This window comes from Paraflavitalea sp. (genome assembly GCF_059502485.1).
Map to the genome: position 1 here is coordinate 552,019 of NZ_JCACET010000011.1, position 15,203 is coordinate 567,221.

At 47.0% G+C, this 15,203-nt stretch carries 15 protein-coding genes; 6 read left to right on the top strand and 9 right to left on the bottom strand.

Annotated elements, in window-relative coordinates:
* Positions 1 to 69: 69 nt before the first annotated feature.
* From AC5JBY_RS30015 to AC5JBY_RS30040, 6 genes are all read right to left on the bottom strand, one after another.
* Positions 70 to 330: a hypothetical protein gene (locus AC5JBY_RS30015; RefSeq protein WP_495908389.1), complete on the bottom strand. Its 261-nt coding sequence runs from the start codon at positions 328 to 330 to the stop codon at positions 70 to 72.
* 31 nt (positions 331 to 361) lie between these two features.
* Positions 362 to 1,468, bottom strand: coding sequence for a mechanosensitive ion channel family protein (locus AC5JBY_RS30020; RefSeq protein ID WP_495908390.1), 1,107 nt, complete (start codon positions 1,466 to 1,468; stop codon positions 362 to 364).
* A gap of 84 nt (positions 1,469 to 1,552) precedes the next feature.
* On the bottom strand, positions 1,553 to 2,362 hold the full coding sequence (locus AC5JBY_RS30025; protein ID WP_495908391.1) for a universal stress protein: 810 nt from the start codon (positions 2,360 to 2,362) through the stop codon (positions 1,553 to 1,555).
* A gap of 51 nt (positions 2,363 to 2,413) precedes the next feature.
* Positions 2,414 to 2,638 carry a hypothetical protein gene (locus tag AC5JBY_RS30030; RefSeq protein WP_495908392.1) on the bottom strand — a complete coding sequence of 75 codons (225 nt, stop codon included), beginning with the start codon at positions 2,636 to 2,638 and terminating at the stop codon, positions 2,414 to 2,416.
* Positions 2,639 to 2,708: 70 nt separating this feature from the next.
* Complete coding sequence (locus AC5JBY_RS30035) at positions 2,709 to 4,085, bottom strand: HAMP domain-containing sensor histidine kinase (RefSeq protein WP_495908393.1); 1,377 nt, start codon at positions 4,083 to 4,085, stop codon at positions 2,709 to 2,711.
* Positions 4,085 to 4,825, bottom strand: a complete 741-nt coding sequence (locus AC5JBY_RS30040) for a response regulator transcription factor (protein ID WP_495908394.1) — start codon at positions 4,823 to 4,825, stop codon at positions 4,085 to 4,087. The genes AC5JBY_RS30035 and AC5JBY_RS30040 overlap by 1 nt, the downstream gene beginning before the upstream one ends.
* A 215-nt stretch (positions 4,826 to 5,040) precedes the next feature.
* Here AC5JBY_RS30040 and AC5JBY_RS30045 point away from each other — a divergent pair, with 215 nt between their 5' ends.
* The gene (locus tag AC5JBY_RS30045; protein ID WP_495908395.1) at positions 5,041 to 6,681 is read left to right on the top strand and encodes a tetratricopeptide repeat protein; all 1,641 of its coding nucleotides are present in this window, start codon (positions 5,041 to 5,043) and stop codon (positions 6,679 to 6,681) included.
* 107 nt (positions 6,682 to 6,788) lie between these two features.
* On the opposite strand, the gene AC5JBY_RS30050 is transcribed toward AC5JBY_RS30045, so the two are convergent.
* On the bottom strand, positions 6,789 to 7,649 hold the full coding sequence (locus tag AC5JBY_RS30050) for an AraC family transcriptional regulator (protein ID WP_495908396.1): 861 nt from the start codon (positions 7,647 to 7,649) through the stop codon (positions 6,789 to 6,791).
* A gap of 81 nt (positions 7,650 to 7,730) precedes the next feature.
* Between AC5JBY_RS30050 and AC5JBY_RS30055 the strand changes: the two genes are divergently transcribed.
* From AC5JBY_RS30055 to AC5JBY_RS30065, 3 genes are all read left to right on the top strand, one after another.
* Positions 7,731 to 8,249, top strand: coding sequence for a lipocalin-like domain-containing protein (locus tag AC5JBY_RS30055; protein WP_495908397.1), 519 nt, complete (start codon positions 7,731 to 7,733; stop codon positions 8,247 to 8,249).
* 32 nt (positions 8,250 to 8,281) lie between these two features.
* A complete protein-coding gene (locus AC5JBY_RS30060) occupies positions 8,282 to 9,454 on the top strand; it encodes an MFS transporter (protein ID WP_495908398.1) in 1,173 nt (390 codons plus the stop codon).
* Between the two features lie 111 nt (positions 9,455 to 9,565).
* Complete coding sequence (locus tag AC5JBY_RS30065) at positions 9,566 to 10,252, top strand: type 1 glutamine amidotransferase domain-containing protein (RefSeq protein ID WP_495908399.1); 687 nt, start codon at positions 9,566 to 9,568, stop codon at positions 10,250 to 10,252.
* Between the two features lie 162 nt (positions 10,253 to 10,414).
* Here the strand turns inward: AC5JBY_RS30065 and AC5JBY_RS30070 are convergent, their stop codons facing one another.
* Together AC5JBY_RS30070 and cobA are read right to left on the bottom strand one after the other, a co-directional pair.
* Positions 10,415 to 11,065 carry a Crp/Fnr family transcriptional regulator gene (locus tag AC5JBY_RS30070; RefSeq protein ID WP_495908400.1) on the bottom strand — a complete coding sequence of 217 codons (651 nt, stop codon included), beginning with the start codon at positions 11,063 to 11,065 and terminating at the stop codon, positions 10,415 to 10,417.
* A gap of 143 nt (positions 11,066 to 11,208) precedes the next feature.
* Positions 11,209 to 11,973 (bottom strand): uroporphyrinogen-III C-methyltransferase, encoded by a 765-nt coding sequence (cobA, locus tag AC5JBY_RS30075; RefSeq protein WP_495908401.1) that lies wholly within the window; start codon positions 11,971 to 11,973, stop codon positions 11,209 to 11,211.
* 190 nt (positions 11,974 to 12,163) lie between these two features.
* Here cobA and nirB point away from each other — a divergent pair, with 190 nt between their 5' ends.
* Positions 12,164 to 14,665 (top strand): nitrite reductase large subunit NirB, encoded by a 2,502-nt coding sequence (gene nirB, locus AC5JBY_RS30080; RefSeq protein WP_495908402.1) that lies wholly within the window; start codon positions 12,164 to 12,166, stop codon positions 14,663 to 14,665.
* 159 nt (positions 14,666 to 14,824) lie between these two features.
* Complete coding sequence (gene nirD, locus AC5JBY_RS30085) at positions 14,825 to 15,178, top strand: nitrite reductase small subunit NirD (protein WP_495908403.1); 354 nt, start codon at positions 14,825 to 14,827, stop codon at positions 15,176 to 15,178.
* Positions 15,179 to 15,203: the final 25 nt, after the last annotated feature.

The window sequence follows — 15,203 nt, forward strand, 5'->3', positions numbered from 1 at the left end:
TATTTGAGCCATTCTTATATGCCCGCTAAGATACAATTATAACCTATGTTGCGTTTTATTTACCGGCAATTAATACCTTGCCATAAACCGGTTTTGAAAATCATTAATGAGGGCATGCATGGATTTGAAACGGCCTTCGCCATTGTTACAATCTTCCCCGTTGATCTCTTTGCATTTCTCATTCAGCTCGGCAATGTAATTGATCAGGTGTTCATTAAACTTCTTCTTCCGCTCGTCTTTTGCCGAGATATTCACTGCCTGCAGATGATGCTCCATTCTTTCTTCCGCAAATTGACGTAATTCAAGAACTTCAGTTAGTGTGTGATTCATACATGTGCATTTTGTTATCAGGAATACGTATTTATGCTTTTACCGGTGAGGGCTTATCAAAAGATCCGTTCATGAATGTTGGGTTTTGACTACCATTACCGATGATAAGGTTTTGCGTTGGATAGGCAAACCGGATGGACTCTTGCTCAAAGGCTTTCACCATTTCGAAGTTGATGGCCTGCTGCCTGTCCATATAAAGATTATAATCCGGGCTCAATACATTGTACACTACTTCAAAATTGAAGCTGAAATCACCAAAAGCCAGCAGGTGTGCTCTGTCGAATTGCGCATCTGGCTGTGCTTCTATAATCTTTTTTACAATCCCGGGAATACGGCTTAGTTTATCCATTGGCGTACTATAGCTGATACGGAAAGCAAACACTACTCTTCTTTTTTCCATGCGCTTGTAATTGTGCACCCTGGAATTGGTAAGATCTGTATTGGAAAATACCAGTTGCTCACCACCCAGTGAACGTAAGCGCGTGGTCTTGATACCCACATACTCCACCGCACCCATTTTGTCACCAACGATAATAAAGTCACCTATTTCAAAGGGTTTATCAAAGAAGATAACGAAGTAGCTGAAAAGGTCGCCCAGGATAGCCTGTGTAGCCAACGCAATGGCAATGCCTCCAATACCAAGGCCTGTAATGATCGTAGTGATGTTGTAGCCAAGGTTGTCGATCAAAAATAAAATACCTATTACCCAAATCACCACATTTACCAGTACAATAATACCACGGGCCTGTTTGCGGCGGCTTTCCTGGTCGCTCTGATGACCCACGTAGTTATTTATCAAATAGGCGATTGCTGCAATAATGAGCCTTACAATGAAAAAGGTTCCTGCAAGGAGTATAGCCACATGCGTTACTCTTGCAGCTTTAGGCGATAATTGCAACGATTGCACTCCCCAATAAACGCCGAGTATATACAAAAAGGGAATTATAAAACGATCGATAAGGGAAATGAGGAAATCATCAAATTGGGTATTGGTGCGTTGCGACCACAGTTTCAGCCGACTGAGCACGATCTTTCTTGCTACCCTTAATACAATGAATGTAACAATGATAATACTTATAGCGATTGCCCAGTCTTTCAAGGTATTACCCAGAAAAACCTGGCTCCAGAAATTGTTCATATACAAAAATTATGTGGTTTACAACCAGTGGCAAGCATTATCATGGGAACCTGAACTCACTATTCACTGGTAAAAACTATGCCACTACCGGACGTACAGAACGGGAACCCTGGCATGATGGATGATGCGCTGGCAAAAAGGCCCGATAAAGAATTGTTTATTAATTACATCTAATGCAGAAGAAAGTACGATCAGGTCTGCCTGCATACGATCGGCCCGCTCCAGTACTTCCCGGGAAATATGTTTGTGCTCACTGAACCTTACCGACAGGTTGATTGGGGCTTTTATAGCGCCCGTATTCAGCCTTTTACCAATAAGCTCCAATGCATGACCTTCGGAAGCATCTCTGTCTACCGACAAGGCAAATACTTCGAGATTGGCCGGATGTCCATTGCTTAACGCTTTTACAAACTCATAACGCTTGAAAGTACCGAAGCTCGTACGTTGGGGAAAAAGTATATTCTTAAAGTCGAGCCATTTGCTGCCTTCCGGAATGATCAGCACCGGACAGTTGGCATATTTGGCAACGTAATAGGCTGTGGATCCTATAAACCCTTCCCGCATACCGGAAGCACCATGCGCGCCGATCACGATGAGGTCGGCTCTCTTTTCAAAAGCAGTCTGAACGATCGCAGGACCTGCAAACCCTTTTTGAAAGATAATTTCCGAACCAATGCCATGTTTTTTCAGGATGCTGCCAGCCATAGCATCAGCAATTTCCCGGGCATGATCCTGCACAGGCGCTTGTGATGGCGCCAGGTATTCTCCATCAGTCTCTGCTACATGGAGTATTTGCAGACGACAATTATTACGGTTAGCAATAACGGTGGCGCTTTCCAATGCATTGAGCGACGCTTCACTATAATCAGTCGGCACCAGTATTTTCTTTATCATACGCTCAGAGCTCTATAACTATTAAAAAATGAGTATCCTTTAACCATATAATCACTTTGACCGGGCCGTAGAACGTTTACGCTTTGACAATGAGTCGCCATGAACTTTTTGCAACTCCTGCTTCAACTCAATATTTACCGAGATCAGCGAATCGTTCTGCAAAATGAGTTCCCTGTTTTTCAACCTGAAAGAGGTGCTTTGTTTGAACAGGCAACCACTAAGGGCCAGTAACCCCATTACAAAGCATACCAGGAGAAGGGAAATGTTCAATTTCATTGTTGCGGTCTTTCCATGGCAAAATGGACCTGACTGATTAGGCCACGCTTAATTTGACATTAGAATTTGATTAGAATTTGGCTGTAGGGAGCGTTATACGAAACAATGTGCCTTCTGCGGGCCGGGAATCGACAGCAATCTCCCCTTTGTGTAGTTTTATGATGCGGTGTGCCAGCGATAAGCCAAGGCCAAAACCGGCTGCATTATCCATATCGTTGACCCGATAAAAGGGTTGAAAAATGTACTTCAGCTCCTGCTCGGGTATGCCAATGCCTTTATCTTCAATAGTAATAATAAACTGCTGGTCTTCTATATCGAGCTTTACGATGGCCTTGTGATCATCTGAATACTTACAGGCATTGACCACAATATTTCTGACAGCAGTAAACAATAGCTCAGTGTTGCCAAAAACAATGAGGGCAGCATCTTCTGAAGGCATGTTGCCAAAATTGAGCGCTACCGTATAATCGGGATTGAGTTTGTTCACATCGGCAGGCAATGCCATCAATACTTCATCGATACGTACCGGCTGTATCTCGAGTCCACCAGCATTACCGGATGCCTGTGCAAACTCCAGCAATGTTTGCGTAAGTTTTCCCAGGTGCCGCACATCCTGGTACACGCTCTGCATCACTGCCCTGTACTTATCAGCCTCCCTGTCTTTCTGCAGGGACACTTCCAGCTGGCTGGAAATAGAGGTGAGTGGCGTAGACAATTCGTGGGAAGCATTGGCAATAAAACGCCGCTGCATATCGAAGCTTTCCTGCAGGCGATTGAGCAGTTGGTTTAAGGTCTCGGAAAGGTATTGCCATTCGTCGTGTACCTCGCCAGCCTGTATGCGCCGGTTGAGCTCCTGGGCAGAAATTACATTGATATCGTCCGCTATCTTTTTAATAGGACGCAACAAGCGCCCTGAAAAGAAATAACCAGCAGCAAAAGCAATGATACTGCCTGACAGAAAACTAACCCAAAGAATACGGCGGAGCTGTTGCAGCTTCATCAGTCCCATCTCATCGTATGCTCCAGCCACCACTACAATACGTTTATTGGGATCGACATGGTGATAGGCTACCACTTCTTTTTTACCGATACGAAAATATATATTACCCTTTACACGCGCATCGTCGAGTACCTGGCTATCGACAGTAAGTGTATCGGCAGGCTCATCGCTGTAGCTGTATACTTTTTCTCCGAGGTAATTATAGGCCTGCAGGGTCTTGTCTTTCAGGCTCATCATGGTGGCAGAGTCGATGGTACGGAGCAAACTCTGGTCAAAATTGTGCTGCCCCATCAAACGCGCCCGGGTAATAGCACGGTTCATTAACCGGTCTTCCATTTCATTCCTGCGCTCTGTAACGGAAAAATAGTATACCGATCCGCATACAAATAGCAGGATCAGCAATACAATGCTTCCGAATAAAAGGGTAATTCTGAGTCTTACCGGCATCAGGCTGCATTTTCCTTTAAGATATAGCCCATACCTACCTGTGTCTGGATCAGCTTTTGCTGATATTGTTTATCGATCTTATTGCGCAGGTAGTTGATGTATACATCAATCACGTTGGTATTGGTATCAAAGTCGATGCCCCATACGTTCACGGCAATGTCGGCACGCGATACTACCCTGTTCTTGTTGCGAAGCAAGTATTCCAGCAACTGAAACTCCTTCATGGTAAGGGTGATCTTATTCTCTGCCCGCATCACCTCTTTTTTATCAAGATCCATTGTAAGGTCCGACGCACTTAAGATATTACCTACCGGTAGATGCTGGTTCATGGTACGCTTCAGCAATACACGCATCTTCACCAGCAGTTCTTTGAATTCAAAAGGTTTTACAAGATAGTCATCGGCGCCGGCATCATACCCTTCCATTTTATCATTCAGCCGGCCCAATGCAGTCAGCATAATAATAGGCACCATTGCATTGCGGCGGCGGATGATCTTGCACAGGTCATAACCATTGATGCCCGGCAGATTGATATCCAGGATGACGAGGTTGAAATCGTACGCCATAAACAGGCGTTCACCGATCTTTCCATCGTAGGCTACTTCTACATGATAGCCGTGTTCAATAAGCCCGGCCTTCAACGTATCGGCAATCTTGTGCTCATCCTCTACGATCAATATTTTTCTTTCTTCCATAGGTTGCTGCAGGTAAGTTTTCGTCACAAAGGTACGCTCTTCCACGTCATTTTCAACGTGATAAGCGTGAAGCGGAATTCTAATCTTATTCTAATATGGCACTAATAGGCGGCTAATCACCCCGGCTTAAGTTTGACCGTATTTAATTGGTTTCTTCTGTTTATAGTTAATCCGTAGCAGCGCTTTCAGCCTGTCACACCGGCCCCTTTGCACGTCAGGCGAAAGCATGCTGCCTTTTTAAGGCTCAAAAAAAACTGATAATGAAAAAAATATTTTTACTTACAGGCGGTCTCCTCTTTACAACTGTGATGATGGCTCAAAGTGTGCAGGATGCCACCGGGCTTATTTACCACGAGCGCTACCAAAGCGCCAAAGCTACCCTGCAAAAAGTATTGCAGGCCGATCCCAACAATGCGGAAGCCTGGTACCGTTTGTCACAAGCCTACCTGCCATTGAAAGAAAATAAAAAGTTGGGCGACAGCTTACAACTGGCACCTGCCGAAGTAAAGAACAGCCCCTGGTATAAAGTGGCTTATGGTCAACTGTTGCTTGCTGACAACAAGGCCGACAGCGCCCGCTGGTATTTTGATCAGGCGATTGGTGACGGACGTAAAAAGGACCCTGCGATCCTATTGGCTGTGGCCGATGCTTATATCAGTGAAAAGAATGGAGACGCCAATGCAGCCCTGCTGGTATTAAATCAGGCAGGCAAAAAAGATATAGACGATCCCGCCTTCAATGTGTTGCGCGGCAATGCTTATCGCAAACTGGCCAATGGTACGGAGGCTTATCGCGCTTATCAGTCGGCCCTGAATGCGGATGGCAAGAATGCCGAAGCATTATTCCAGATGGGCAAGATATTCGTGGCGCAGCAGAATGCAGCCACCTACCTGGATTATTTCAACAAAGCTATTACCGCCGATCCGCTGTATGCGCCAGCCTGGTATGAGTTGTATTACGATGCTTATTTTAAAGATCCCAAACAGGCGCTCGAATACTTCAGACAATACCTGTCTGCGAGCGATTACAACGCGGACAATGAATACCAGCACATCGACCTGGTATACCTGAATAAAAAGTATGATTCTGCCATTGCCATGGCCAGCAATACGCTTGCCGGCTTGCCTGCCGACTCCATGCCCCGCCTGCACAAGCTGCTGGCCTATAGCTACCTTGGACTACAGGACACTGCCAGGGCGCTCAACAGCATGACCACTTATTTCGCAAAGGCCAATGACAGCAACTTTGCAGTGAAAGATTATGAGGTGATGGCCGATCTATACAATGCTACGCCGGGTAAAGAAGATTCAGCGTTGGTCTTTTACCAGACTGCCGTTACCAAAATAACAGACTCTGCTGCGCTGTTCAATTATTACAAGAAACTGAGCGATCTGTATAAGGACAAGAAGGACAATGCCAACCAGGCGATATGGTTAGGAAAGTATTATACCAATAACGACAAGGCCACGAATATCGATCTGTTCAACTGGGGTATTGCGCACTTCAAAGCAGAGCAATACGAACAGGCTGACACTGTGTTTGGCAAATACGTCGACAAGTATCCCGAGCAAAGTTTTGGTTACTACTGGCGTGCACGGGCCAATTCACTGAAGGACTCTGCTATGGAAAAAGGCATCGCTATTTCCCACTACGAAAAACTGATCGAGGTCTTGCAAAAGGACAGCGCCACCGCATCAGCTACCAGCAAAAAATGGCTCGTAGAAGCCTATGGTTATATCGCGGCTTATGAAACCAATGAAGAAAAGGATTATGACGACGCTATTGGGCACCTGCAAAAGATACTGGAAATTGATCCAGCTAATAAAGATGCCCAACAATACATTTCCATACTGGAGAAAAAAGTAAATGCTGGCAACAGCAACACTAGCGACAATAAGTAAGTATTTATAAATCGCTGGTCCGGCGATCAGCTTTCTTGACTGTTGATTTCTTGCTACAGGCCGGAAGATTCTTCTTCCGGCATTTTTATGCGCTTATGGTCCGGAAGTTACCTGCTATCACTTACAATTTCCGGCAACCACTTCTTTCTGTAGGCCGTAGGGCTCATGCCTTTCAGCTTTTTGAAAGCCCGGTTCAGGTGGCTTTCATCGGTGAAGCAAAGTTCAACAGCTATTTCACCGATCCTCATATCAGTATGTAGCAACCTGTTTTCTACCATCCGTAGTTTATAATTGGTTATATACTGCTGCATTGTTTCGCCGGTTTGCTTTTTAAAATAACGTCCCAGGTAATGCGGAGAAATATTCAGCTGCCTGCTGATATGTGCAATTTTCAGCTTCTCCGCTTCGAATATATGCTGCTGTATATATTGCAAGATATCCAGCACCGGTTCTCCTGTATTTTCTTTTACATTTTTAGGCAGCTTCAATGCAATATTTCTGGCCACTATAATGATCAGGGCATTCACGATCTGCTGTATTACCTTATTATAATACAGTTGCTGATCTGCATTTTCCTTAACGACGCTCTCTATCAGCGTTCCCACCAGAGGCTTGTCTGCTTTATTCTTCAATATGCAGCCGGGCCTGTGACTGGCATTTTGCAGAATAAACTCCATGCGCTGCACCCAATCATGATCTTTGTTGACCTTTGTTGTGACATAGGCATTATTGAAATGCAACAGGAAGAATTGGGTAGTTGTTTCTATCGTAAAGGAATAACGGTCTTCCGGTGTTATCAAGAATAGGTTGCCCTTCCGGTAATTAAAGCCATGATCGTTGGTGTATTGCTGCCCGGTCCCTTCGGCTATATAGATCAGTGTAAAATAATTATTCCGGAAATCCCTGGCGGGAAACCGGTCCATCCGCTTGTATTCAATTTCAAAGGACTGGTACAAATTGTCTCGCATGCATAAATCTACTGATTTAGCGCAAAAATGTACAGGAAGCTCTCCCACCCGCCCGTGTATTTTTACCAGCAAATAACCAACATGAAGAAAACATTCCTTTTGTTCCTTATCATCACCTCTTTAACTATAGCACATGCACAACAAAGCGCCCAGTCAGGTGCAGTAACCCTGCCACCATTGTCAGGCACCTGGACGTTGTTATCAGTAGATAATATCTATCCTGACGGAAGCCGGGTGCATCCTTATGGCAACAACCCTAAAGGGTTATTGGTGTTTGATGAAAAAGGCAATTACGCTATACAGATCTTAAAGGCTATAAGGCCCAAAGTTGCATCGGGCGATAAAAACAAGTGTACTCCTGAAGAATATGCAGCCCTGGTGCAGGGCAGTAACGCCCATTATGGCAAATACACTGTTGATGAAGTGGGTAAAACCATCACTTTTATCATTGAAGGGGCCAGCTTTCCAAACTGGGAGGGTACGCAGCAAAAACGCTCTTATGTGTATAATGGACAGACGATTAAATATGTGGTAACGCAAACCACACAAGGCGGAGTGGCTGTTATTGCAGAGGTGGCATGGAAACGACTGCAGGAATGAGTACCTTCGCGGCTTCTTAAGCAAGATCTACTATGGTTGATGGTCCGGAAAGCGTGTCCCCTGTAAAAGCCCGTATCGCTATTGCTGTTTTCTTTTTTGTGTCCGGTTTTGGCTTTGCCACCTGGGCATCCCGCATACCTACCATTCAACAGAAACTACACCTTAGTGAAGCCGAGCTGGGAGCAGTACTGTTTGCCATGCCAGCCGGCCTGATGGCCACGCTCCCACTCACCGGTTTTTTATTACGCCGCTTCAGCAGCCGGTATATCATGATGACCGGTGCCGTGCTGTATAATATCATGTTGTGCCTGGTAGGCTTTATTACGCAGACCTGGCAACTGGTGGTGCTGCTGTTCTTTTTCGGATCATCGCGTAACCTTTTCAATATTTCAGCCAATGCCCAATCGATCGGTGTGCAAGCAATGTACAACCGGTCGATCATAGCTTCTCTGCATGGTATCTGGAGCATTGCCGGTTTTGCCGCAGGCAGCCTTGGCACTTTCATGGTATCTGTCAACATAGGCACTTCGTGGCATTTCCTGGCGGTGAGCATTGCGCTCACCAGCCTTTGCTGTTATTTTTTCAAGGACAGTGTACACCAGCTTCCCTCACCGCATGAACGCAAAGGCGCGTTCGTGTTGCCCAACAGGACGATGCTGAAGTTTGGATTGATCACTTTTGCTTCTATGGCCTGCGAAGGCACTATGACCGACTGGGCTGCTATCTATCTCCGCAAAGCAACCGGCGCTGCTGCCGGTATGGCTACAGCCGGTTATGCCATCTACATGGCATCTATGACGCTCGGGCGCTTTACCGGCGACCGGCTTGCCAACAGGCTTGGTGTTAAAACACTACTAAGGAGTTGTGGCGTGTTAATGTTCAGTGGCCTGCTGCTCGCGGCCCTGTTTCCCTACACCTGGTTTGGCTGGTTTTGCTTCGTGCTGGTAGGATTTGGCGTATCATGCATCGTGCCGATGACCTTTAGCATGGCGGGCAAAGTAAAAGGCATGAGCGGCGGGCCAGCCATTGCAGCCGTATCCACGGTGGGCTACTTCGGCTTCCTCGTTGTGCCACCGGCAGTAGGGTTTATTGCCGAAGCGCTTAACCTGCGCTGGTCGTTTGCACTGATGTCCTTACTCGGTGGACTGATCATCTGGATGATGGGCAAACTGAACGACCACACGCCTTCTGCACAGGCTACATAACCTGCTTTACATACCTCCTCCTGTGATCTGCATCACACTAAATTAGTGATCTGCCTCCTGTGCCGGGAAGCCGGCCGGATCGACCTTTGTATTGTCAAACAATCCATCAAAATGAAACAGAAGATATTATTCGTGGTTACGAGCCACGACAAAAAAGGAAATACAGGCGAAGCAACTGGTTATTACCTCGGTGAAGTAGCCCACCCGTGGGAAGTGTTGCATGAAGCTGGTTACGAAATAGATTTCGTGAGCCCCCAGGGAGACAAGCCACCGGTTGATGGCTTTAACCTGGGCGATGCTACCAACAAAAAATTCTGGGAGAACAAATATTACCACGATAAGATCGATCACTCCTTTAAACCATCAGACGTCGATCCTACAGCTTATGCAGCTATTTTCTACGCTGGTGGGCACGGCGCCATGTGGGACTTTGCCGACAATGCATTGCTCTCCAACCTGGCAGCAAAGATCTATGAACAAGGTGGCATTGTGGCTGCTGTATGTCATGGCCCGGCCGGACTGGTCAACATACAACTCAGCAATGGTAAGCATCTGGTAGACGGGAAAAAGATCAACGCATTTACCAACGAAGAGGAAAGGGCTGTGAAGCTGGACAATGTGGTTCCCTTCATGCTGGAAAGCAAATTGATCGAGCGCGGTGGCCAGTTTGAAAAGTCAGGGTTATGGCAACCACATGTCACCGTGGACCAGCGGGTCATCACCGGTCAAAATCCACAAAGCGCCAAAGGCGTGGGAGAAGCTATTCTCGGGGAGCTTAAAAAGATAGCTGTAAAATAGGCCCCGACTCCTACCGGAGTTGTAGGCGAATGGGTGTGGGGTGCTCTATATGAGTAGGGGTCTTAGAGCATTCCCAAAGGAGTCGCAGAGCATACTCAGGCAAGTACACACCCACTCCACTACCACTATACGCCCATTCAGGTAGCATCCTATGTCAAGGTGTTACTCCCTTTCCTGGGTCAGATGCAACAGGGCTTCTTCATTGATGATGGTAATATCCTTGTTATCTACCGTGAGAATATTGGCCTGGGTGAGGTCGTTCACGATGCGGAACACCGTTTCGTAGGTGGTACCGGCGTACGAAGCAAGGTCCTGCCGGGTGAGTGAGATATTGATAAAACCTTCAGGTGTGAGACCGAATTTCTCTTTCAGGATCAACAGTGCATAGGCAATGCGTCCCTTTACGGGCATGTGCGCCAGGTTGCGCATGCGCTTTTCCGACTCCTGCAATTCCTCGGCATAAAACATCAGCAGGTCATAAGTGAAGTCGGTATTTACTCTGAGGGTAGTTTTGAAAAATGCGAGGTCAATAAAGCAGACAGTGCAGGTTTCGAGTGCGGTGGCCGACACCGGATAAACGGTGTCCTTACCCAGTCCACGGTGGCCAATGATATCGCCTTTGCGGGCAAAACGTACGTTCAGCTCTTTCTCTTCGCCCCATTTCTTATGCACTTTGGCCTTACCGTCGTACAGAAAATAAATACCGGTTACAGGCTCGCCTTCGCGAAAGATCGATTCGCCCTTCTTGAACTGATAGCTCTTCTTATTTGCCTCGATGGCAGGTATCCATTCTTTTAAACAACGCTTACACAAAAAACAATGCTGTTGGTCACAACTGGTTTTAACCGGCTTCATGCTCGCAAAAATACCATCTGTTTTTGGTTTTCACCCTTTATTAATCGCCTTTAATGCTGAAAACAATAAATATTCACATTTTTAATATAAAGAAAACCAGCCTATAGACTATGCGCTCTTATCCGCTCCTGTACTGTTTGAGATAATGATGGATGAAGCTTCACTACCTCCCCAACTATAATGATGGCAGGGTTGCCCAATCCTTCATATTGAGATTTATATACTATGTCACGTACAGTCCCCATCACCATCTTTTCCCGGCAGGTCGTACCATCCTGTATTATGGCAACCGGGGTATCTCTTTTGCCATAACCGGCAAAGATTTCCATGATCGCCTCCAGCTTGCTCATAGCCATCAATATGATCACTGTGGCAGAGGATTGCGCTGCCAGTTTAATATCGGTAGATATTTCACCGGATTGCGTAGTGCCCGTGGTTACCCAAAAGCTTTCGTTGACACCGCGGCAGGTTAAGGGTATCATTTGACTGGCAGGTACCGCTACTGCGCTGGAAATACCGGGTACCACCTGTATAGGTATGCCTGCTGTATGCGCTGCTTCTATTTCTTCCTGGGCACGACCAAACACAAAGGGATCGCCACCTTTCAATCGGACTACGTGACCATGAGCCATCGCCATATCTATAATAAGGTGATTGATCTCCTGCTGTGACAGGACATGGCAACCATAGCGCTTACCCACAAACTGTTTGATAGTCCCTGGCCGGGCATATGCCAGCAGTTCCTCATTGGCGAGGGCATCATATAATATTACATCGGCCTGCTGTAGTGTTTTGATAGCCTTTAGGGTGATCAGCTCCGGGTCACCGGGGCCTGCTCCTACCAGCGATAATCGGGGGTTATTCATACATTGATTATTTATTTATATGAATCAGGTAATAATTATTCTTTGTTTCTTACTTTAATTATTCCTAAATTTATGACATAAGTCACATAAATCATAATTTATCCTGACGATTACATGCCACCATATTACATGTATTTATTTTTAATGTTTGCTTGTCAGTTGCCATTAACACTTAAAATCAAGGCACTGCATGAAAATCGTCATTATTGGGAATGGAATGGTTGGCTACAAGTTTTGCGAAAAACTGTTGTCCAAGCAACATCAACAGCCACTTGAGCTGATCGTATTTGGAGAGGAGATGCGGCCCGCGTATGACCGGGTTCACCTGAGCGAATACTTTGCCGGCAAAACAGCAGACGAACTGACACTCGCCCCTGCTGCGTGGTATGCCGAAAAAGGAATCCGCTTACATCTGGGTGATCCGGTGCAAAGTATTGACAGGGCCCACAAAACGGTGCACTCCTTTAGCGGCATCACCGAAAGCTATGATTACCTGATCATGGCTACCGGCTCCTCCGCCTTTGTGCCGCCTATTCCCGGCGTTGAAAAACAAGGCGTATTTATTTACCGCACTATCGAAGACCTGGAGATGATGACCTCCTATGCACGGCATGCTACCAAAGGCGCTGTGATCGGAGGCGGACTGCTGGGGTTAGAAGCTGCCAAAGCCATGCTCGACCTCGGCATTACCGACACGCAGGTCATTGAGTTTGCCCCACGACTGATGCCCCGACAAATCGATGAAGCCGGCTCTCACACACTCCGCACAAAGCTGGAAGCATTGGGTCTTCACATTCGCACCAACACCAACACCACCGCCATCCTGGGCGACGACAGCATCACAGGTATGCAGTTTGCCGACGACAGCACCATCGACGTAGACATGCTGGTGATCTCTGCGGGTATTAAGCCCCGTGATGAGGTGGCCAAACTCTGCGGCCTGGAAACCGGTCACCGCGGCGGCATTGTGGTGAATGATCATTTACAAACCAACGATCCCTATATTTTCGCTATTGGCGAATGTGCCTTACACAAGGGCATGATCTACGGACTCGTGGCGCCAGGCTACGAGATGGCCGACGTGGTAGCTACCAATCTTACCGGCGGCGTAAAATCTTTTACCGGTTATGATATGAGCACCAAGCTCAAACTGATCGGCGTGGATGTGGCCAGCTTTGGCGAACCTTTTGTAAGTGCTAAAGATGGTCGCAGCATTGTGTGGGAAGACACACTAAAGGGTGTCTACAAGCGCATCAACATCAGCAACGACGGCAAGCAACTGCTGGGTGGCATATTGGTAGGCGATGCAGAACAGTACAATATGTTATTGCAAACCTGCAAGAACAAAGTCATCCTCCCTCCCAGCCCGGAAGATATTATCCTTGGCGAACGTGGCGGCGGCGGTGACGCCGGCGCAGGCGTAACCAGTCTGCCCGATGAAGCACTGATCTGTAGCTGCGAAAGCATTTCCAAGAAGATGATCTGCGATGCGGTGAGTGAGCAGGGATGTGAAACAGTAGATGCCATAAAGAAATGCACGAAGGCTGGCACGGGCTGCGGTGGCTGTGTGCCCATGGTGAAAGACCTGGTGACGCATACCTTAAAAGCGCAGGGCAAATATGTACGTAACGTATTGTGCGAGCACTTTCAATACAGTCGCCAGGAATTGTTTGACCTGGTAAAAATACACGACCTGAAAAGTTATGATGCGGCATTGGATAAGCTGGGCAATGGTGACGGCTGTGAAATATGTAAGCCGGCTATTGCCTCCATCATTGCCAGCTTATGGAATGAGATGATCCTCCAAAAAGGCAATGCTACTGCACAAGACTCCAACGACCGCTTCCTCGCCAATATTCAAAAGGGCGGCACTTATTCTGTAGTGCCTCGCATACCAGGTGGAGAGATCACCCCTGAGAAACTCATTGTAATTGGACAGGTGGCACAGAAATACAATCTCTACACCAAGATCACCGGCGGTCAGCGCATCGATCTCTTTGGCGCGCACGTGAGTGACCTGCCTGCTATCTGGGAGGAACTCATTGCTGCGGGCTTTGAAAGCGGCCATGCTTATGGCAAGGCCCTTCGTACTGTAAAAAGTTGTGTGGGCAGTACCTGGTGCCGCTTTGGGTTGCACGATAGTGTGAGCTTCGCTATCCGCATCGAAGAAAGGTATCGCGGCTTGCGTGCACCGCATAAACTCAAATCGGCCGTATCGGGTTGTATCCGCGAATGTGCCGAAGCCCAGTCGAAAGACTTTGGCATCATTGCTACTGAAAAGGGCTGGAATCTCTACGTATGCGGCAACGGGGGTTCGAAACCCCAGCATGCGCTGCTGCTGGCTACCGACCTCGACAGTGAAACCTGTATCAGGTACATCGATCGTTTTCTCATGTTCTATATAAAGACCGCCGATCCACTTAGCAGAACAGCCACCTGGCTGAACAAGATGGAAGGCGGCATTAACTACCTTAAGAATGTAGTGGTGCATGACAGCCTCGGCATTGCTGAACAACTGGAAGCAGAAATGCAGGTACTGGTTGACAATTACAAATGTGAATGGAAGGAAGTAGTAGACAATCCGGAACTGCGCAAACGGTTCAATCACTTTGTCAATGCACCCGAAGAGAAAGATCCTACTGTACAATTTGAACCCATGAGAAGTCAGAAGCGCGCTACGGAATGGAAGTAAAAGGTGTTAGCTTTTAGGTATTAGCTAAAGGCTAACAGCCAATACCTAAAACCTGTTTTCTCTTTCCTCTAACGAATGTTTGCATTACCAACAAAGTCCCGTCCTGCTATACCAAGCGGGACCGGGACACAGACACTTATTGACCAAACTATATCAGCTATGTTAACGCTTGAACAAACACTTACCTGGTTTCCCGCCTGCCGCGTAGAAGATGTACCAGAGAATGGCGGTGTATGTGTAAAGTACAGGGACGAGCAGATAGCCCTGTTCCACTTCACCCGCCGCAATGAATGGTATGCCACGCAAAACGAGTGCCCACACCGCCAACAAATGGCATTGAGCCGCGGCATGATCGGCTCACAGGAAAATGAACCTAAGGTAGCCTGCCCCTTTCACAAGAAAACATTTTCATTGCGCTCCGGCGAATGCCTTAGTGGCGATGAGTATGTGTTGAAGACTTATCCAGTGAAAGTGGAAGGCGGCCTGGTATATATAGGAGTAGGTAATAAATAAATAAGCCCGTGGGGATTGGCGTCGC